This is a genomic window from Pseudomonas sp. LD120, assembly GCF_009861525.1.
Lineage (GTDB): Bacteria > Pseudomonadota > Gammaproteobacteria > Pseudomonadales > Pseudomonadaceae > Aquipseudomonas.
Genome location: NZ_WVHL01000003.1, coordinates 1090514 through 1108976 on the forward strand (window position 1 = coordinate 1090514; position 18463 = coordinate 1108976).

The following is an 18463-nucleotide window of genomic DNA, read 5'->3' on the forward strand; positions in this document are numbered from 1 at the left end:
TTGCCGTTAGGGCTTGTCGGTCACGCGCCGCGAACCATGTCGACGTGGGGGATTCCTGCTTCGAGGAATTCCTCGCTGACAATCGAGAAACCCAGGCGCTCGTAGAATGGCGTGGCCTGGACCTGGGCGCTGAGCATCTGTTGTTTGAGGCCGCGTTTCTCGGCTTCGTCGATCACCGCATGCATCAGTGCATCGCCGACCTTGAGGCCGCGCCAATCCTTGAGTACCGAGACCCGGCCGACATGGCCGTCCGGCAGCAGGCGGGCGGTACCGATAGGGAAATCTCCCTCGAAGGCCAGAAAGTGCACAGCGCTGTCGTCATCGGCGTCCCACTCTAGTTCGGGGGGGACGGATTGCTCGGCAATGAACACTGCTTCACGAATGCGCCGGATCTCGGCGTTATCCTTTTGCCAGTCTGCGACACGTACGTGAATCTTATTCATCGGCAAACCCCAGGCTCCCTTGCTTGACCAGTTCACACAGCAGGCCGCGCCCATCTTCATCCGCCAGCCAAGGGCCGAGGTTGTCGATATGCAGGGCGTCGGCGGCGCAAATCATTTTCAGCAGCTCGCGCAGTTTACCGGGAAGCAGGCGACTTTGGCCGCTAGCGAACAGCAGCAGGTCTTCATCGACCTCCGACCAGGCCAGGCGCGCGCTTGGGTTGCGGATCAGGATCGCGCCCTGTTCCAGGCCGCCCAGCAGGTCGTCTTCTTCCAGTTCCGGGCCGACCACCAGCTCCGGGTAGCGCGGCTCGGTCATGAACTGGCCGAACCAGGTCAGCAACAGGCGCTCGTCGCCCATGTGCTCGGCCAGCAGGCTCTTGAGGCGATCAAGGGCGTCCCGCTGGATTTGGTGTGGGTCGCTGACTGGCTGTGCGTCGGCATCGGTGTAGCGCTCTTCGTCCGGCAGGAACTGGCCGAGGAAGTCGGTGAAGTGGGTCAGCACTTCAGCGGCGCTCGGGGCGCGGAAGCCCACTGAGTAGGTCATGCAGTCGTTCAGCGCGACGCCGTAGTGGGCCAGGCGTGGTGGCAGGTAGAGCATGTCGCCCGGCTCCAGGACCCAGCTTTCGGTCTCTTCGAATTCGGCGAGGATGCGCAGGTCTGCGTGCTGTAGCAACGGGCTTTCTGAGTCGCACATCTGGCCGATCTTCCAGTTGCGCTTGCCGTGGCCTTGCAGCAGGAATACGTCGTAGTTGTCAAAATGTGGGCCGACGTTTCCGCCAGGCGCAGCGAAGCTGATCATTACGTCATCAATGCGCCAGCTGGGCAGGAAACGGAAGTGCTCCAGCAGCTCGGCGACTTCCGGAACGAACTGGTCTACGGCCTGGACCAGCAGGGTCCAGTCGCGCTCTGGCAGCTTGCTGAACTCGTCTTCGGCGAACGGGCCGCGGCGCAGTTCCCAAGGGCGCTCGCCGTTCTCGATCACCAGGCGCGATTCGACTTCCTCTTCCAGGGCCAGGCCGGCCAGTTCGTCGGGTTCGATCGGGTTTTCGAAGTCAGGCAGGGCCTGACGGATCAGCAGGGGCTTCTTCTGCCAGTAGTCGCGCAGAAATTCCCGTGCAGTGATGCCGCCCAGAAGTTGAAGAGGAATATCAGGATTCATGTGTAACCTATTGAAAAAATGTACTTTTCTAGCAGGAATAAAAACGCCCGGCGCGGCCGGGCGTCAAAGGGTCGAGCAGTGGCTCAGATGCGCTTGGCCTGGGCCGCGGCATTGCCGATGTAGCTGGCCGGGGTGAGTTGTTTCAGTTCGGCCTTGGCTGCGGCAGGCATGTCCAAGCCGTCGATGAAAGTCTGCAGCGCTTCAGGGCTGATGCCCTTGCCGCGGGTCAGTTCCTTGAGCTTTTCGTACGGGTTTTCGATGTTGTAGCGACGCATCACGGTCTGGATCGGCTCGGCCAGCACTTCCCAGCAAGCGTCCAGGTCTTCGGCGATCCTCGAAGCATTGAGCTCCAGCTTGCTGATGCCCTTGAGGCTGGCTTCGTAGGCGATCACGCTGTGAGCGAAGCCCACGCCCAGATTGCGCAGGACCGTGGAGTCGGTCAGGTCGCGCTGCCAGCGGGAAATCGGCAGCTTGCTTGCCAGGTGCTGGAACAGGGCGTTGGCGATCCCCAGGTTGCCTTCGGAGTTTTCGAAGTCGATCGGGTTGACCTTGTGCGGCATGGTCGAGGAACCGATTTCGCCGGCAATGGTGCGCTGCTTGAAGTAGCCCAGGGAGATGTAGCCCCAGATATCGCGATCGAAGTCGATCAGGATGGTGTTGAAGCGGGCGATGGCGTCGAACAGCTCGGCGATGTAGTCGTGCGGCTCGATCTGGGTGGTGTAGGGGTTGAAGGCCAGGCCCAGCTCGTCTTCGATGAAGGCGCGGGCGTTGGCTTCCCAGTCGATGTCCGGGTAGGCCGACAGGTGGGCGTTGTAGTTGCCCACGGCGCCGTTGATCTTGCCCAGCAGCGGCACGGCGGCGACTTGAGCGATCTGGCGCTCCAGGCGGTACACGACGTTGGCCAGTTCCTTGCCCAGGGTGGTCGGCGAAGCCGGCTGACCGTGGGTGCGCGACAGCATCGGCACTTCGGCGAAGCGGATTGCCAGTTCGCGGATGGCGTTGGCGGTCTGGCGCATCAGCGGCAGCATCACGTCATCACGGCCTTCGCGCAGCATCAGGGCGTGGGACAGGTTGTTGATGTCCTCGCTGGTGCAGGCGAAGTGGATGAACTCACTGACGTTGGCCAGCTCAGGCAGCTTGGCGGCTTGTTCCTTGAGCAGGTATTCGATGGCCTTGACGTCGTGGTTGGTGGTGCGCTCGATCTCTTTGACGCGTTCGGCGTGCTCCAGGGAGAAGTTCTCTGCCAGGGCATTGAGGACGGCGTTGGCTTCGGCGGAGAACGCCGGCACTTCGCTGATGGCGCTGTGGGCGGCCAGGCGCTGGAGCCAGCGCACTTCAACGAGGACGCGAGCACGGATCAGGCCGTATTCGCTGAAAATGGGGCGCAGGGCCTGGGTTTTGCCGGCGTAGCGGCCGTCAACAGGGGAAACCGCAGTGAGCGAAGAGAGCTGCATGGGGTGTTCTCGGACAGTCGGGCAACGAAATGGGGCGCGTATCATACATGAAAATATCCGCAGGTCCGTTGCCAACTGACCAGCGTCTTACGCGCAGCTCTTGAAAAAAACGGGTGGCGCAAGCAGCAGCTCAGCTGCTGCGCATCAATGGATACAGTTCTTTAAGCAATTTGCGCCGGCTGATCACCAGTTGCCAGCGATGACCGCCCAATTGGCGCCACAGGCGCGCCGAGCGGATGCCGGCCAGCAACAGTGCGCGAATCTTCGAGGCATTGCTCGGCTGCTGCAGGTTGCGCATGTCGCCGTGCACCTGGATGCGCTGGCGCAGGGTACTCAGGGTGTCCTGGTACAGCCCGCCACACGCGGCGATGACGTTTTCGTGGGCCGGACCGAAGTGTTCCACCTGGGATTGGATCTGTGGCAGGCGCTTGCCGATGGTTTCCAAGAGGTCGTCGCGTTTGGCCAATTGACGCTCCAGGCCGAGCATCGACAGGGCGTAGCGCAGTGGCTCGCGTTGCAGGGTGCTGGGGTCGCGCTCCAGGGCGCCGATCAGGGCGCGATAGCCCTCGCGCAGATTGATGTCGTCGCCGCCATAGACTTCCAGGGTGTCTTTCGGATCACGGATCAGCAGGCTGCCGAGCATGCAGCTCAAGGCCGCTTCGCTGACCTGGCCGGTCTTGGCGATGCGGTCTACCAACACCGCGGCGAGGAATACTCCACCCAGCGCCGTCAGTTGTTCCTGAATCGGGCTCATGGGCGGACGTCCTTGCTACTCCAGGGTTCGGCCACTTCGATCACGCCGCCGCCGAGGCAGATTTCACCGTCGTAGAACACCACGGACTGGCCGGGGGTTACGGCGCGCTGCGGGTCGTCGAAGGTGGCGCGGTAGCCGTTGGCGGTCTTTTCCAGGGTGCAGGGCTGGTCGCTCTGGCGGTAGCGCACCTTGGCGGTCAGGCGTCGCGGCTGGTTAAGGGCGATGGGGTTGACCCAATAGATGTCGGAGGCCAGCAGGGCGCGGGAGAACAGCCAGGGGTGATCGTTGCCCTGGCCAACAATCAGCTCGTTGTGCTCAAGGTCCTTGATCAGTACGTACCACGGCTCTTCGCCGGCGTCTTTCAGGCCGCCGATGCCCAGGCCCTGACGCTGGCCGATGGTGTGGTACATCAGGCCGTGATGGCGGCCGATGACTTCACCCTCGGTGGTCTTGATCTCGCCGGGCTGGGCCGGCAGGTACTGCTTGAGGAAGTCGCTGAAGCGCCGCTCACCGATAAAGCAGATGCCGGTGGAGTCTTTCTTCTTTGCCGTAGCCAGGTCATGTTTCTCAGCGATGGCGCGCACTTCGGGCTTTTCCAGCTCGCCCACTGGGAACAGGGTCTTGGCGATTTGTTCGCCGCCAACGGCGTGGAGGAAGTAGCTCTGGTCCTTATTCGGGTCCAGGCCCTTGAGCAGTTCGGTGCGGCCGTCGATGTCGCGACGACGCACATAGTGACCGGTAGCGATCAGGTCGGCGCCGAGCATCATGGCGTAGTCGAGGAACGCCTTGAACTTGATTTCGCGGTTGCACAGGATGTCCGGGTTCGGCGTGCGGCCGGCCTTGTATTCGGCCAGGAAGTGCTCGAACACGTTGTCCCAGTACTCGGCGGCGAAGTTGGCGCTGTGCAGCTTGATGCCCAGCTTGTCGCACACGGCCTGGGCGTCCGCCAGGTCATCCATGGCAGTGCAGTATTCGGTGCCGTCGTCTTCCTCCCAGTTCTTCATGAACAGGCCCTCCACCTGGTATCCCTGCTCCATCAGCAGAAGGGCGGAAACGGAAGAATCCACGCCGCCGGACATGCCGACAATGACGCGTTTCTTTTGGGTGTCAGAAGGGGCTGGATCACGCATAGGAATTCAATGGGAGTCTTGAAAAAGGACGCGATTCTAACAGGCTGAGGCCTGCAAGGCTAAAACTGCGGTTAAAGCATTGGTCGGATCAGCGCCAGACTGTGCAGTTGGCCCTCCAGGTAGTCGTCCAGGCACTGCAGGATCAGCTCACTGCGCCAGTTGGCCCGTTGCTCCAGCAGTTGCTCGCGGGTTAGCCAGCGTGGGCCGATGATGCCGTCGTCCAGTTGATAGTCCGGATGGTGGCGCAGCGGTTTGGCGGCAAAGCACACGCGCTGGTAGGTCACGCCGTTGCTCGGGGCGGTGTACAGGTAGATGCCGACCACAGCAGTCAATTCCACGTCCCATCCGGTTTCCTCGAGGGTTTCGCGAATGGCTGCCTGGAGCAGGCTTTCATTGGCATCCAGATGCCCGGCGGGCTGGTTGAGCACGGCCTGTTTGCCCGAGTACTCCTCGACGAACAGGAAGCGGCCCTGATCTTCGACGATGGTGGCGACAGTGATATGGGGTTGCCATTCCATATGGGCACTCCTTTATAAGAGGCGGGTATTGTAGGAGTCAGTTTGCCGGCGAAGCGAGCGCCGCATGTCCGGCGTGAGGGCATTCGCCGGCAAGCCGGCTCCTAAGGGCTTCAGAAGCACAAACCCCGGCGCGGGGCCGGGGTTTGTGTGTTCGATCGTACTTACACCAGCGCAGCGATGGCCGCGTTGAGGGTGGCGCTCGGACGCATGGCCTTGCTCACCCGTTCAGGGTTGGCGCTGTAGTAGCCGCCGATGTCCACGGGCTTGCCCTGTACGGCGTTGAGCTCGGCGACGATGGTCGCTTCGTTCTCGGTCAGGGTCTTGGCCAGAGGGCTGAACTGCGCTTGCAGGGCGGCGTCCTCGGTCTGGGCGGCCAGGGCTTGGGCCCAGTACAGCGCCAGGTAGAAGTGGCTGCCACGGTTGTCGATGTTGCCGACTTTGCGCGATGGCGACTTGTTGTTGTCGAGGAACTGACCGGTAGCCTGGTCCAGGGTCTTGGCAAGTACCAGGGCTTTCGGGTTGTTGTAGGTGTTGCCCAGGTGTTCCAGGGAAGCGGCCAGGGCCAGGAACTCACCCAGGGAATCCCAGCGCAGGAAGTTCTCTTCCAGCAGCTGTTGCACGTGCTTCGGAGCCGAACCGCCGGCGCCAGTTTCGAACAGGCCGCCACCGTTCATCAGTGGCACGATCGACAGCATCTTGGCGCTGGTGCCCAGTTCCATGATCGGGAACAGGTCGGTCAGGTAGTCGCGCAGTACGTTGCCGGTCACCGAGATGGTGTCCTGGCCGTCGCGGGTACGGGCCAGGGTGAACTTCATGGCTTCGACCGGAGACATGATGCGGATGTCCAGGCCGCTGGTGTCGTGATCCTTCAGGTAGGCCTGGACTTTCTCGATCATCACACCGTCGTGGGCGCGCATTGGGTCCAGCCAGAAAATGGCCGGGGTGCTGCTGGCGCGAGCACGGTTGACGGCAAGTTTGACCCAGTCCTGGATCGGCGCGTCCTTGGTCTGGCACATGCGGAAGATGTCGCCGGCTTCGACTTTCTGCTCCAGCAGCAGCTTGCCTTGGCTGTCGGTGACGCGAACCGCGCCGTCAGCCTTGATTTCGAAGGTCTTGTCGTGGGAACCGTACTCTTCGGCTTTTTTCGCCATCAGGCCAACGTTTGGCACGCTGCCCATGGTGGTCGGGTCGAATGCGCCATTGGCTTTGCAGTCTTCGATCACGGCCTGGTAGATGGTGGCGTAGCAACGGTCCGGAATGACCGCCTTGGTGTCATGCAGTTGGCCGTCGGTGCCCCACATTTTACCGGAGTCACGGATCATGGCTGGCATCGAGGCGTCGACGATCACGTCGCTCGGTACGTGCAGGTTGGTGATGCCTTTGTCGGAGTTGACCATGGCCAGGGCAGGTCGGGCAGCGTAGACCGCCTGGATGTCGGCTTCGATCGCGGCTTGCTGTTCGGCTGGCAGGGCCTTGATGCGGGCGTACAGGTCGCCGATGCCGTTGTTCAGGTTGAAACCGATTTCTTGCAGCACGGCAGCGTGCTTGCTCAGGGCGTCCTGATAGAACTCGGCAACGATCTGGCCAAACATGACCGGGTCGGAGACTTTCATCATGGTGGCTTTGAGGTGCACCGACAGCAGTACGCCTTGCTTCTTAGCGTCTTCGATTTCAGTGGCGATGAAGGCGCGCAGGGCCTTTTTGCTCATGACTGCGCAATCGAGGATCTCACCGGCTTGCACGGTGGTCTTTTCCTTCAGGACGGTGGCAGTGCCGTCTTGAGCGATCAGCTCGATTTTAACGCTGTCTGCGGCATCGATCAGGGCGGCTTTTTCGCTGCCGTAGAAGTCGCCGTTGCTCATGTAGGCAACGTGGGACTTGGAGTCCTTGGCCCAGGCGCCCATCTTGTGCGGGTGCTTGCGCGCGTAGTTCTTCACCGACAGCGGAGCGCGGCGGTCGGAGTTGCCTTCACGCAGGACCGGGTTCACGGCGCTGCCCTTGACCTTGTCGTAACGCGCTTTGGCGTCTTTGTCGGCGTCACTGGTCACGGTTTCCGGATAGTCCGGCAGGGCGTAGCCCTGGGCTTGCAGTTCCTTGATCGCGGCTTGCAGCTGCGGTACCGAGGCGCTGATGTTCGGCAGCTTGATGATGTTGGCTTCCGGGGTGACGGCCAGCTCGCCCAGTTCGGCGAGGTGGTCCGGCACCGCTTTGGCACCCAACTGCTCAGGGAAGCTGGCGAGGATGCGGCCGGCCAGGGAGATGTCGCGGGTTTCCACGGCGATATCAGCCGAAGCGGTGAAGGCTTCTACGATAGGCAGCAGGGAATAGGTGGCGAGGGCCGGAGCTTCGTCGGTGAAGGTATAGATGATCTTCGAGCGGGTGGGCATATTCGGATTAACTCTCTTCTTTGCTAAAGCGTGCGCAGAAACTCGAGGTGCGCCGGGTAAGCGCTTTCGTTCAAAGGTCATCCATGAGCCGAATGTCGAGGTTTCTTCGCGGTGATGTTGGGTGCATCAGTCGAGCGTCAAGCGGGTGGGCTGCGGTAACAACCCGGCTTTGGGCGGCCGATCTCGGCTTGTTTTCTTCGGTAGCAGAGCGTTCGGCCGTCGTGACTCTGTGGTCAGCGGCGGCATTATACATAGGTAGCTAGCAAAGCGCCGGTGCTTCATAGGTACCGGCGCTCGTCCATTGGTCTAAAGGTCGCAGGCGGGGTGCAGGCGTAGAGTCGTTGGCTGTGCTCGAATTTGGCACTTTTCCCTTTGCATTCAGGCTTGTAGGCCGCGAACCGTAAAGCTTTCACGGCATATGGGTGGAACATGAGGTTCCCGTCCAGATTCAACTGGGTTACGCTCGAACGCAGCCAGATGTTCAATCCACACAACGGAGTTCAGCATGGGATACAAGAAGATTCAGGTTCCAGCAGTCGGCGACAAAATCACCGTCAATGCAGACCATTCTCTCAATGTTCCTAACAACCCGATTATTCCTTTCATCGAAGGCGACGGTATTGGTGTTGATATCAGCCCGGTCATGATCAAGGTTGTCGATGCTGCGGTTAAGAAGGCTTACGGCGGCGAACGCAAGATTTCCTGGATGGAAGTGTATGCCGGGGAAAAAGCGACTCAAGTGTACGACCAGGACACCTGGCTTCCTCAGGAAACCCTGGATGCAGTAAAGGATTACGTGGTTTCCATCAAGGGCCCGCTGACCACTCCGGTCGGTGGCGGCATCCGTTCCCTGAACGTGGCCCTGCGTCAGCAACTCGATCTCTATGTGTGCCTGCGCCCGGTGCGCTGGTTCGAAGGCGTGCCTAGCCCAGTGAAAAAGCCGGGTGATGTGGACATGACCATCTTCCGTGAAAACTCCGAAGACATTTACGCCGGTATCGAGTGGAAGGCTGGGTCGGCGGAGGCCACCAAGGTCATCAAATTCCTTAAAGAAGAAATGGGCGTTACCAAGATCCGTTTCGACGAAAACTGCGGCATCGGCGTCAAGCCGGTATCCCTGCAGGGCACCAAGCGTCTGGCGCGCAAGGCGCTGCAATATGTCGTGGATAACGACCGTGACTCGCTGACCATCGTGCACAAAGGCAACATCATGAAGTTCACCGAAGGTGCCTTCAAAGAGTGGGCCTACGAAGTGGCGGCTGAAGAGTTCGGCGCAACCTTGCTGGACGGCGGTCCTTGGATGCAGTTCAAGAACCCGAAAACCGGCAAGAACGTCATCGTCAAGGATGCTATCGCTGACGCCATGCTTCAGCAGATCCTGCTGCGCCCTGCCGAATACGATGTGATTGCCACCCTCAACCTCAACGGTGACTACCTGTCCGACGCCCTGGCGGCTGAAGTTGGCGGTATCGGCATCGCTCCGGGTGCCAACCTGTCTGACACCGTGGCCATGTTCGAAGCGACCCACGGTACCGCGCCCAAGTACGCCGGCAAGGACCAGGTCAACCCAGGTTCTCTGATTCTCTCTGCAGAGATGATGCTGCGTCACATGGGCTGGACCGAGGCGGCGGACCTGATCATCAAGGGCACCAACGGCGCTATCTCGGCCAAGACGGTGACCTATGACTTCGAGCGGCTGATGGATGGCGCGACGTTGCTGTCGTCGTCGGCATTTGGTGATGCACTGATCTCGCACATGTAAGCGAGTTCGGGCACAAAGCGAACCGGCCGATTCAATCCCTTGAGTCGGCCGGTTTTTTTATGACTGGATGTTGGGTCGATCAGCTCAGGGCGCTCTCATGTTGAGTCTCGGCGCTGAGGGAGGTGTCGGGTGTTTTCAGGGCGCTGATTTTGACCGCGTGCAGGCCCTTGGGTCCCTGAATGATCTCGAAGCTCACGGCCTGTCCGGCTTTCAAGGTCTTGTAGCCATCCATATCGATGGCTGAGTAGTGGGCAAACAGATCTTCGTTTTTGCCCTCCTCATTAATAAAGCCGTAGCCCTTGGCATTGTTGAACCACTTGACCTTACCGCTAGCCATACTCATATCCCTCTGCAACAGACTCCATCACTGGAGTATCATCCAGTTCATCCGCCGCCAAGCTTGGTAAAAAGGTTGACGCCGCGGACGTTTATTACCCAATGTGGGCCCTATTGGTTGTAACACCGTTTTGCCGATAGTCAAGGTGACCCGGCGGTCGGAGTTGAATTCCATCCAGGGCGCCCCCACCACTGCATTTGCACAACTGACGAACCTTTCTTTCCATGCATGCAATCAGCCAGATTCGACTAACATTCAATCAGGATCGCCCGGACTTGCACGACGACGATTCCGCTGGCTTGGCTGTACAGGAAGCTAAGCCTGCGTTACAGGCGCCGCCGATGTACAAGGTGGTTTTGTTCAACGATGACTACACCCCGATGGATTTCGTCGTCGAAGTGCTCGAGATGTTTTTTAACCTGAATCGCGAGCTGGCGACCAAGGTCATGCTGGCCGTCCATACCGAAGGGCGGGCAGTGTGTGGATTGTTTACCCGCGACATCGCCGAGACCAAGGCCATGCAGGTCAACCAGTACGCCCGTGAAAGCCAGCATCCGCTACTCTGTGAAATCGAGAAGGACGGTTAACGCCGACCACTTGGGTATGAGGTGAAGCTATGTTAAACCGCGAGCTCGAAGTCACCCTCAATCTCGCCTTCAAGGAGGCCCGTTCGAAGCGTCATGAGTTCATGACCGTCGAGCATCTCCTGCTGGCTCTTTTGGATAATGAGGCCGCCGCCACTGTTTTACGTGCCTGCGGAGCCAACCTCGACAAACTCAAGCATGATCTGCAGGAGTTCATCGACTCCACCACGCCATTGATTCCTGTACACGATGAGGATCGCGAGACTCAGCCTACTCTGGGGTTTCAGCGTGTATTGCAACGTGCTGTCTTTCATGTACAGAGCTCGGGCAAGCGCGAGGTCACCGGTGCCAATGTGCTGGTGGCAATCTTCAGTGAGCAAGAGAGCCAGGCGGTGTTTCTGCTGAAGCAGCAGAGTGTTGCCCGTATCGACGTGGTCAATTACATCGCTCATGGCATCTCCAAGGTGCCTGGGCATGGTGATCACTCTGAAGGTGAGCAGGATATGCAGGACGAGGAAGGTGGCGAGTCGTCTTCTTCGAGCAATCCGCTGGATGCCTATGCCAGTAATCTCAATGAGCTGGCCCGTCAAGGGCGGATTGATCCGCTGGTCGGTCGCGAGCAGGAGGTCGAGCGCGTTGCGCAGATCCTCGCTCGTCGACGTAAGAACAATCCGTTGTTGGTGGGTGAGGCGGGTGTGGGTAAGACTGCGATTGCCGAAGGGTTGGCCAAGCGCATTGTCGACAATCAAGTGCCTGATCTACTGAACAACAGTGTTGTCTACTCCTTGGATCTTGGGGCGCTGCTCGCGGGTACCAAGTATCGCGGCGACTTCGAGAAGCGTTTCAAGGCGTTGCTGGGCGAGTTGAAGAAGCGTCCCCAGGCGATTCTGTTCATTGACGAGATTCATACCATCATCGGTGCCGGTGCGGCTTCCGGTGGGGTAATGGATGCCTCGAATCTGCTCAAGCCGCTGCTGTCCTCAGGTGATATCCGTTGCATCGGTTCGACCACCTTCCAGGAATTCCGTGGAATCTTCGAGAAGGACCGGGCCCTGGCTCGGCGCTTCCAGAAGGTCGATGTGTCCGAGCCTTCGGTTGAGGACACCATCGGCATCCTGCGAGGTCTCAAAGGTCGTTTCGAGCAGCATCACAGCATCGAATACAGCGATGAAGCCCTGCGTGCCGCGGCTGAATTGGCCTCGCGCTATATCAATGACCGGCATATGCCGGACAAGGCCATCGACGTCATCGACGAGGCGGGTGCCTACCAGCGTCTACAGCCGGCCGAGAAGCGCGTGAAGCGCATTGAGGTGGCTCAGGTTGAAGACATCGTGGCGAAAATTGCCCGCATTCCGCCAAAACATGTCACCAGTTCCGATAAAGAGCTGCTACGCAACCTTGAGCGTGATCTCAAGCTGACGGTGTTTGGTCAGGATGCGGCGATCGATTCGTTGTCTACTGCGATCAAGCTGTCCCGTGCGGGGCTGAAGTCGCCGGACAAGCCGGTGGGTTCGTTCCTGTTCGCCGGACCTACCGGTGTCGGCAAGACCGAAGCAGCTCGGCAGTTGGCCAAGGCCATGGGGATCGAGCTGGTGCGCTTCGATATGTCTGAGTACATGGAGCGGCACACCGTATCGCGCTTGATTGGTGCGCCTCCCGGCTATGTCGGTTTCGACCAGGGTGGCTTGCTGACTGAGGCGATCACCAAGCAGCCGCATTGCGTATTGCTGCTTGATGAAATCGAGAAGGCGCATCCGGAAGTCTTCAACCTGCTGCTGCAGGTGATGGATCACGGCACCCTCACCGACAACAACGGGCGCAAGGCGGATTTCCGCAATGTGATCGTCATCATGACCACCAACGCAGGCGCTGAAACCGCGGCGCGAGCGTCCATTGGTTTTACTCATCAGGATCACTCTACCGATGCCATGGAAGTGATCAAGAAGAGCTTCACGCCGGAGTTCCGCAACCGTCTGGACACTATTATCCAGTTCGGTCGCCTGAGTCACGAAGTGATCAAGAGCGTGGTGGACAAGTTTCTTACCGAGCTTCAAGCGCAGTTGGAAGACAAGCGCGTGCAGCTGGAAGTGACCGATGCCGCTCGCAGTTGGCTGGCCGCCGGTGGTTACGATGTGACGATGGGCGCGCGCCCGATGGCGCGTTTGATTCAGGACAAGATCAAGCGTCCCTTGGCCGAGGAGATCCTGTTTGGCGAATTGTCCGATCATGGCGGTGTGGTACACATCGACATCAAGGATGGCGAGTTGACCTTCGATTTCGAGACCACGGCGGAAATGGCTTGATGATCGCGTAACGCAGCAGTACCGACAAAGGCACCGGAGGGTGCCTTTGTACTATCTGGGACTTAAAATTTTTTTTGCAGACGAACAAAAACGCCCGGCATAACCGGGCGTTTTGTATTGACTTGCTTAGCGAGCGCGGTAGGTGATGCGCCCTTTGCTCAAGTCATAGGGCGTCAGCTCGACGCGCACTTTGTCACCGGTAAGAATACGAATGTAGTTCTTGCGCATCTTGCCGGAAATATGCGCGGTTACGACGTGCCCATTTTCCAACTCCACACGAAACATGGTGTTGGGCAGGGTGTCGACGACAGTGCCTTCCATTTCGAAGCTGTCTTCTTTCGACATGCAGTAAAGCCCTCGGTATCCAATGAATGGCCCGGTGCAACTGCGCCAGGCAAAAGCGGCGTGCATTGTGCCCGAAAAGTGACGTTTAAGCCAAGACCTTCTAGTTGAGCATCACCCATCGCTGGTTAATCAGCAGCTCTATGGGGCGATATTGGGTCTTGTAGTTCATTTTTTTGCAGTTTTTGATCCAGTAGCCAAGGTATACCGCGTCCAGGCCCTGGCGCAGGGTTTCGCCGATTTGCCAAAGAATTGCATAGCGTCCCAGGCTGCGGCGTTCTTCGTCGGGTTCATAGAAGGTGTACACCGCCGAAACGCCGTTCGGCAGCAGGTCGGTAACGGCCACGGCCAGCAAGCGCCCATCCAGGCGGAATTCGTAGAAGCGGGAAAACGGCAGGTCGCGCACCAGAAAGGTCGAAAACTGGTCGCGGCTGGGGGGGAACATATCGCCGTCAGCGTGGCGTTGCTCAATGTAGCGTTGGTAGAGCTCGAAATACTCTTCGCTGAACCCCGGCTTGGCCGCTTGTACGCTGAGGTCGCTGTTGCGCTTGAGAATGCGTTTTTGCTGACGGTTGGGCAGGAACTGCGCTACAGGAATGCGCGCTGGCACGCAGGCGTTGCAGTTCTGGCAGTGGGGGCGGTACAGATGGTCGCCGCTGCGGCGAAAGCCCATTTCCGACAGGTCCGCGTACACATGCACGTCCATGGGCTGGCTGGGATCGAGGAACAAGGTGGTGGCCTGTTCGTCGGGCAGGTAGCTGCAGGAGTGGGGTTGAGTGGCATAAAACTTCAGACGCGCCAACTCGGTCATGAGTCAACCCTCGGAATAAGCTTTGAAATTAAGTGTAAGCCACAGCCGTAAAACCCGCCTAGGAAACCCATATGGCGCGGCTCGGCTGATCCAGGTGATGCGTAAGGTAGCCAGCAAACTCTGGTCGGGAAATGGAGCGCGCACCCAAGCTGTGCAGATGCTCGGTAGGCATCTGGCAGTCGATCAATACAAATCCCCACGCCTTCAGATGCTGTACCAGGGTGGCGAATCCGAATTTCGAGGCGTTGTCGGCACGGCTGAACATCGATTCGCCAAAAAACAGTTGGCCCATGGCCAGGCCGTACAGCCCTCCCACCAACATGCCTTGATCCCAGACTTCAACCGAATGGGCATAGCCGCGCTGGTGCAATTGCAAATAGGCCTGTTGCATCGCCTCGCTGATCCAGGTGCCGTCGGCATAAGCCCGAGGTGCTGCGCAGGCACTGATGACCGCAGCGAAGTCCTGGTCGAACGTCACTTGATAGCGCTCTTTGCGCAGCAGCTTGCCCAGGCTGCGGGAGACATGCAGCTCGTCCGGCAGTAGCACGGTGCGTGGGTCGGGGGACCACCAGAGGATCGGTTGACCCTCGGAAAACCAAGGGAAGCAGCCATGACGATAGGCCTGAATCAGGCGATCGGCGGACAGATCACCGCCTGCAGCCAGCAGCCCGTTGGGCTCGCGCATGGCCTTTTCCAATGGGGGGAAATCAAGCTTGTTGCGTTGTAACCAGGTCAGCATGGCATCCAGACTTACGGCAGGGGAGGGCGGTGGCGGGCCAATGATGGCCCGCCACAAGCCTAGGGCGTGGGCTTAGTTGTCGTCGAGGAATTTTTCTGCATCCAGAGCTGCCATGCAGCCGGCACCGGCGGACGTAATGGCCTGGCGGTAGACGTGATCGGCCACATCGCCGGCGGCGAATACTCCCGGGATGCCGGTGGCGGTGGCATTGCCTTCGCTGCCACCCTTGATCAGCAGGTAGCCGTCGCGCATCTCCAGTTGTCCCTGGAACAGCTCTGTATTGGGCTTGTGGCCGATGGCGATAAACACCCCAGCCAGTGCCAGATCCTTGGTTTCTCCGCTATGGCTGTCCTTGAGGCGGGCACCGGTGACGCCGCTGGCATCACCCAGTACTTCGTCCAGATGCTGGTTCCAATGCAGGCGGATATTGCCGTTGGTGGCCTTGTCGAACAGTTTGTCCTGGAGGATTTTCTCTGCGCGGAGCTTGTCGCGGCGGTGGACCAAGTGCACTTCCTTGGCGATGTTCGACAGGTACAGTGCTTCTTCCACGGCTGTGTTGCCGCCGCCCACCACAGCGACCACCTGATTGCGATAGAAGAAGCCGTCGCAGGTAGCGCAGGCGGAAACGCCTTTGCCGGCAAACGCCTCTTCCGATGGTAGGCCCAGGTATTGGGCCGATGCGCCGGTGGCAATGATTAGCGCGTCGCAACTGTAGGTGCCGCTGTCGCCGATGAGGATAAACGGCCGCTGTTGCAACTGAGCGGTGTGGATGTGGTCATAGACGATCTGGGTGTCGAAGCGCTCGGCGTGTTTCTGCATGCGCTCCATCAATACCGGCCCTGTCAGGCCTTCGACGTCACCGGGCCAGTTGTCGACTTCGGTAGTGGTGGTCAGTTGACCGCCAGCTTGCAGGCCAGTGATCACTGTCGGTTTGAGGTTGGCACGCGCGGCATAAACGGCGGCGCTGTAACCGGCAGGGCCGGAGCCCAGAATGATCAGGCGTGAATGCTTCGTTTGGTTCATAAAAACACCTCATAAGCCTTTGTCACAAAAGAGAATGCATGCTCCAATTGAACAGTGCGTATTACGCAATTGGCTATGCTTAACAGACTGTTCTGACGTGGCACGGTGTGAACAAACCCGTACAATACGACGATGTACCAGGCTTATTCAGAATTGCACCGTTTCAGAAGCAAGGGGCAGAGTGTTAAAAGTAGCCCCAGTTACGCCGGTCAACTTTATTTACCTGCTCGGTTTGAGCAATATCTTGTAGTCAATCACCCGTTGGACGCGCTTATGGCGCAGGAAAAGACGCGTTTTGAAGAAATCCACCGCAACACCTAAACCTGTTGTTCCGCTCTGGCGTCAACAATTGCACTACCGGCTCAAGGAAGGTGCGTTGATCGCCATTGGAGCCCTGTGTCTGTTCTTGATGATGGCACTTCTGACCTACGGTAAAGATGATCCGGGTTGGAGTCATAACAGCAAGATTGAAGATGTGCAGAACTTCGGTGGCCCTGCGGGCTCTTACAGCGCCGATATCCTGTTTATGGTGTTGGGTTACTTCGCTTATATCTTCCCCTTGCTGTTGGCGATCAAGACTTACCAGATCTTCCGTCAGCGCCATGAACCCTGGCAGTGGAGCGGCTGGCTGTTTTCCTGGCGGCTGATCGGCCTGGTGTTTTTGGTGTTGTCTGGCGCGGCCTTGGCGCACATCCATTTTCATGCGGCCACGGGCCTGCCCGCCGGTGCCGGTGGGGCGCTGGGAGAAAGCCTGGGCGATTTGGCCAAAAACGCCTTGAACGTCCAGGGCAGCACCCTGATGTTCATTGCGTTGTTCCTGTTCGGTCTGACGGTGTTCACCGACCTGTCATGGTTCAAGGTGATGGACGTCACCGGCAAGATTACCCTCGATCTGTTCGAGCTGTTCCAAGGCGCGGCTAACCGTTGGTGGGATGCTCGCGTTGAGCGCAAACAGTTGGTAGCGCAACTGCGGGAGGTGGATGCGCGGGTCGATGAGGTGGTAGCTCCGAGCGTTGTCGACAAGCGTGAGCAGGCCAAGGCCAAGGAGCGCCTTATCGAACGTGAGCAAGCGTTGAGCAAACACATGTCCGAGCGCGAAAAGCAGGTGCCGCCAGTGATCACGCCGGTGGCCACCAAGCCTCCAGAACCAAGCAAGCGGGTGCAGAAAGAGAAACAGGCGCCGCTGTTTGTCGACAGCGCGGTAGAAGGCACTTTGCCGCCGATTTCGATCCTCGACCCGGCCGAAAAGAAGCAACTCAATTATTCCCCCGAGTCCTTGGCGGCCATCGGCCACTTGTTGGAAATCAAACTCAAGGAATTCGGCGTCGAAGTGACGGTGGATTCGATTCATCCGGGCCCGGTGATTACCCGTTACGAAATCCAGCCAGCGGCGGGGGTCAAGGTCAGTCGTATCGCCAACCTGGCCAAGGACCTGGCCCGTTCCCTGGCCGTGACCAGCGTGCGGGTGGTGGAAGTGATTCCCGGCAAGACCACCGTGGGTATCGAGATTCCCAACGAAGACCGGCAGATCGTGCGCTTCTCCGAAGTGCTCTCGACCCCGGAATACGACAACTTCAAATCCCCGGTCACTCTGGCCCTGGGGCACGATATCGGCGGTAAGCCGATCATCACCGACCTGGCGAAAATGCCTCACCTGCTGGTGGCCGGTACCACCGGTTCCGGTAAATCGGTGGGGGTCAACGCGATGATCCTGTCGATCCTGTTCAAGTCCGGCCCGGAAGACGCCAAGCTGATCATGATCGACCCGAAGATGCTTGAACTGTCGATCTACGAAGGCATTCCGCACTTGCTGTGCCCGGTGGTCACCGACATGAAGGACGCGGCCAACGCTCTGCGTTGGAGCGTGGCTGAGATGGAGCGGCGCTACAAACTCATGGCCAAGATGGGCGTGCGCAACCTCTCGGGCTTCAACGCCAAGGTCAAGGAAGCCATCGACGCCGGCACACCGCTGGCCGATCCGCTGTACAACCGCGAAAGCATCCACGACGAAGCACCGCTGCTGGCCAAGTTACCGACCATCGTGGTGGTGGTAGACGAATTCGCCGACATGATGATGATCGTCGGCAAGAAGGTCGAAGAGCTGATCGCCCGTATCGCCCAGAAGGCCCGGGCCGCCGGTATCCACCTGATCCTCGCGACCCAGCGGCCGTCGGTGGATGTGATCACCGGCCTGATCAAGGCCAACATCCCGACCCGCATGGCATTCCAGGTGTCGAGCAAGATCGACTCGCGGACCATCATCGACCAGGGTGGCGCCGAACAACTGCTGGGGCACGGTGACATGCTCTACATGCCGCCGGGCACCAGCCTGCCGATCCGCGTCCACGGCGCCTTCGTCTCCGACGATGAAGTGCACCGCGTGGTGGAGGCCTGGAAACTGCGCGGCGCGCCGGAATACAACGACGACATCCTCAACGGTGTCGAAGAGGCGGGCAGTGGTTTTGAGGGCAGCAGTGGCGGCGGTGACGGCGATGACCCGGAAGCCGATGCGCTGTACGACGAAGCCGTGCAGTTTGTCCTGGAAAGCCGCCGGGCCTCGATTTCGGCGGTACAGCGCAAACTGAAGATTGGCTACAACCGCGCCGCCCGGATGATTGAGGCCATGGAAATGGCCGGGGTGGTGACGGCAATGAACACCAACGGCTCCCGCGAAGTGCTGGCGCCGGGTCCGGTGCGCGACTGATGCTTGTTTCGAT

At 59.3% G+C, this 18463-nt stretch carries 16 protein-coding genes; 4 read left to right on the forward strand and 12 right to left on the reverse strand.

Annotated features, from left to right (window positions below):
- Nucleotides 1–20: 20 nt before the first annotated feature.
- From PLD_RS11045 to PLD_RS11075, 7 genes are all read right to left on the reverse strand, one after another.
- On the reverse strand, nucleotides 21–443 hold the full coding sequence (locus tag PLD_RS11045; protein ID WP_092313078.1) for a GNAT family N-acetyltransferase: 423 nt from the start codon (nucleotides 441–443) through the stop codon (nucleotides 21–23).
- Entirely contained in the window at nucleotides 436–1602 is a 1167-nt protein-coding gene (locus PLD_RS11050; RefSeq protein ID WP_159892524.1) for a cupin domain-containing protein, read from the reverse strand. The genes PLD_RS11045 and PLD_RS11050 overlap by 8 nt, the downstream gene beginning before the upstream one ends.
- A gap of 83 nt (nucleotides 1603–1685) precedes the next feature.
- A complete protein-coding gene (gene purB, locus PLD_RS11055; RefSeq protein WP_102864723.1) occupies nucleotides 1686–3056 on the reverse strand; it encodes an adenylosuccinate lyase in 1371 nt (456 codons plus the stop codon).
- 130 nt (nucleotides 3057–3186) lie between these two features.
- Nucleotides 3187–3810 (reverse strand): high frequency lysogenization protein HflD, encoded by a 624-nt coding sequence (gene hflD, locus PLD_RS11060; RefSeq protein WP_011062179.1) that lies wholly within the window; start codon nucleotides 3808–3810, stop codon nucleotides 3187–3189.
- The gene (gene mnmA / locus PLD_RS11065; protein ID WP_159892526.1) at nucleotides 3807–4940 is read right to left on the reverse strand and encodes a tRNA 2-thiouridine(34) synthase MnmA; all 1134 of its coding nucleotides are present in this window, start codon (nucleotides 4938–4940) and stop codon (nucleotides 3807–3809) included. The genes hflD and mnmA overlap by 4 nt, the downstream gene beginning before the upstream one ends.
- A gap of 71 nt (nucleotides 4941–5011) precedes the next feature.
- Nucleotides 5012–5458, reverse strand: a complete 447-nt coding sequence (locus PLD_RS11070; protein WP_159892528.1) for an NUDIX hydrolase — start codon at nucleotides 5456–5458, stop codon at nucleotides 5012–5014.
- A 161-nt stretch (nucleotides 5459–5619) separates the two neighbouring features.
- Nucleotides 5620–7845: an NADP-dependent isocitrate dehydrogenase gene (locus PLD_RS11075; protein WP_159892530.1), complete on the reverse strand. Its 2226-nt coding sequence runs from the start codon at nucleotides 7843–7845 to the stop codon at nucleotides 5620–5622.
- 505 nt (nucleotides 7846–8350) lie between these two features.
- Here PLD_RS11075 and icd point away from each other — a divergent pair.
- On the forward strand, nucleotides 8351–9607 hold the full coding sequence (icd, locus tag PLD_RS11080) for an NADP-dependent isocitrate dehydrogenase (protein WP_011062175.1): 1257 nt from the start codon (nucleotides 8351–8353) through the stop codon (nucleotides 9605–9607).
- Nucleotides 9608–9686: 79 nt separating this feature from the next.
- Here icd and cspD read toward each other — a convergent pair whose 3' ends face one another.
- Entirely contained in the window at nucleotides 9687–9944 is a 258-nt protein-coding gene (cspD, locus tag PLD_RS11085) for a cold shock domain-containing protein CspD (protein WP_159892532.1), read from the reverse strand.
- 224 nt (nucleotides 9945–10168) lie between these two features.
- Between cspD and clpS the strand changes: the two genes are divergently transcribed.
- Together clpS and clpA are read left to right on the forward strand one after the other, a co-directional pair.
- Nucleotides 10169–10531 (forward strand): ATP-dependent Clp protease adapter ClpS, encoded by a 363-nt coding sequence (clpS, locus tag PLD_RS11090; RefSeq protein ID WP_011062173.1) that lies wholly within the window; start codon nucleotides 10169–10171, stop codon nucleotides 10529–10531.
- A gap of 29 nt (nucleotides 10532–10560) precedes the next feature.
- Nucleotides 10561–12831, forward strand: a complete 2271-nt coding sequence (clpA, locus tag PLD_RS11095; RefSeq protein WP_159892534.1) for an ATP-dependent Clp protease ATP-binding subunit ClpA — start codon at nucleotides 10561–10563, stop codon at nucleotides 12829–12831.
- Nucleotides 12832–12957: 126 nt separating this feature from the next.
- On the opposite strand, the gene infA is transcribed toward clpA, so the two are convergent.
- From infA to trxB, 4 genes are all read right to left on the reverse strand, one after another.
- Nucleotides 12958–13176, reverse strand: coding sequence for a translation initiation factor IF-1 (infA, locus tag PLD_RS11100; RefSeq protein ID WP_002553999.1), 219 nt, complete (start codon nucleotides 13174–13176; stop codon nucleotides 12958–12960).
- 100 nt (nucleotides 13177–13276) lie between these two features.
- Complete coding sequence (locus PLD_RS11105) at nucleotides 13277–13984, reverse strand: arginyltransferase (RefSeq protein ID WP_159892536.1); 708 nt, start codon at nucleotides 13982–13984, stop codon at nucleotides 13277–13279.
- A 58-nt stretch (nucleotides 13985–14042) separates the two neighbouring features.
- The gene (aat, locus tag PLD_RS11110) at nucleotides 14043–14723 is read right to left on the reverse strand and encodes a leucyl/phenylalanyl-tRNA--protein transferase (protein ID WP_159892538.1); all 681 of its coding nucleotides are present in this window, start codon (nucleotides 14721–14723) and stop codon (nucleotides 14043–14045) included.
- A 72-nt stretch (nucleotides 14724–14795) separates the two neighbouring features.
- Nucleotides 14796–15746, reverse strand: a complete 951-nt coding sequence (gene trxB / locus PLD_RS11115; protein WP_159892540.1) for a thioredoxin-disulfide reductase — start codon at nucleotides 15744–15746, stop codon at nucleotides 14796–14798.
- 295 nt (nucleotides 15747–16041) lie between these two features.
- On the opposite strand from trxB, the gene ftsK reads away from it, so the two are divergent.
- Complete coding sequence (gene ftsK, locus PLD_RS11120) at nucleotides 16042–18450, forward strand: DNA translocase FtsK (protein WP_159892542.1); 2409 nt, start codon at nucleotides 16042–16044, stop codon at nucleotides 18448–18450.
- Nucleotides 18451–18463 lie beyond the last annotated feature (13 nt).

What these genes read in the sequence shown, in the direction of transcription:
- icd (WP_011062175.1), top strand. Translation starts at nt 8,351, where the DNA reads ATGGGATACAAGAAGATTCAGGTTCCAGCAGTCGGCGACAAAATCACC.
- infA (WP_002553999.1), bottom strand. Translation starts at nt 13,176, where the DNA reads ATGTCGAAAGAAGACAGCTTCGAAATGGAAGGCACTGTCGTCGACACC.
- purB (WP_102864723.1), bottom strand. Translation starts at nt 3,056, where the DNA reads ATGCAGCTCTCTTCGCTCACTGCGGTTTCCCCTGTTGACGGCCGCTAC.
- PLD_RS11075 (WP_159892530.1), bottom strand. Translation starts at nt 7,845, where the DNA reads ATGCCCACCCGCTCGAAGATCATCTATACCTTCACCGACGAAGCTCCG.
- clpS (WP_011062173.1), top strand. Translation starts at nt 10,169, where the DNA reads ATGCATGCAATCAGCCAGATTCGACTAACATTCAATCAGGATCGCCCG.
- PLD_RS11070 (WP_159892528.1), bottom strand. Translation starts at nt 5,458, where the DNA reads ATGGAATGGCAACCCCATATCACTGTCGCCACCATCGTCGAAGATCAG.
- PLD_RS11050 (WP_159892524.1), bottom strand. Translation starts at nt 1,602, where the DNA reads ATGAATCCTGATATTCCTCTTCAACTTCTGGGCGGCATCACTGCACGG.
- trxB (WP_159892540.1), bottom strand. Translation starts at nt 15,746, where the DNA reads ATGAACCAAACGAAGCATTCACGCCTGATCATTCTGGGCTCCGGCCCT.
- PLD_RS11105 (WP_159892536.1), bottom strand. Translation starts at nt 13,984, where the DNA reads ATGACCGAGTTGGCGCGTCTGAAGTTTTATGCCACTCAACCCCACTCC.
- PLD_RS11045 (WP_092313078.1), bottom strand. Translation starts at nt 443, where the DNA reads ATGAATAAGATTCACGTACGTGTCGCAGACTGGCAAAAGGATAACGCC.
- cspD (WP_159892532.1), bottom strand. Translation starts at nt 9,944, where the DNA reads ATGGCTAGCGGTAAGGTCAAGTGGTTCAACAATGCCAAGGGCTACGGC.
- hflD (WP_011062179.1), bottom strand. Translation starts at nt 3,810, where the DNA reads ATGAGCCCGATTCAGGAACAACTGACGGCGCTGGGTGGAGTATTCCTC.
- aat (WP_159892538.1), bottom strand. Translation starts at nt 14,723, where the DNA reads ATGCTGACCTGGTTACAACGCAACAAGCTTGATTTCCCCCCATTGGAA.
- clpA (WP_159892534.1), top strand. Translation starts at nt 10,561, where the DNA reads ATGTTAAACCGCGAGCTCGAAGTCACCCTCAATCTCGCCTTCAAGGAG.
- mnmA (WP_159892526.1), bottom strand. Translation starts at nt 4,940, where the DNA reads ATGCGTGATCCAGCCCCTTCTGACACCCAAAAGAAACGCGTCATTGTC.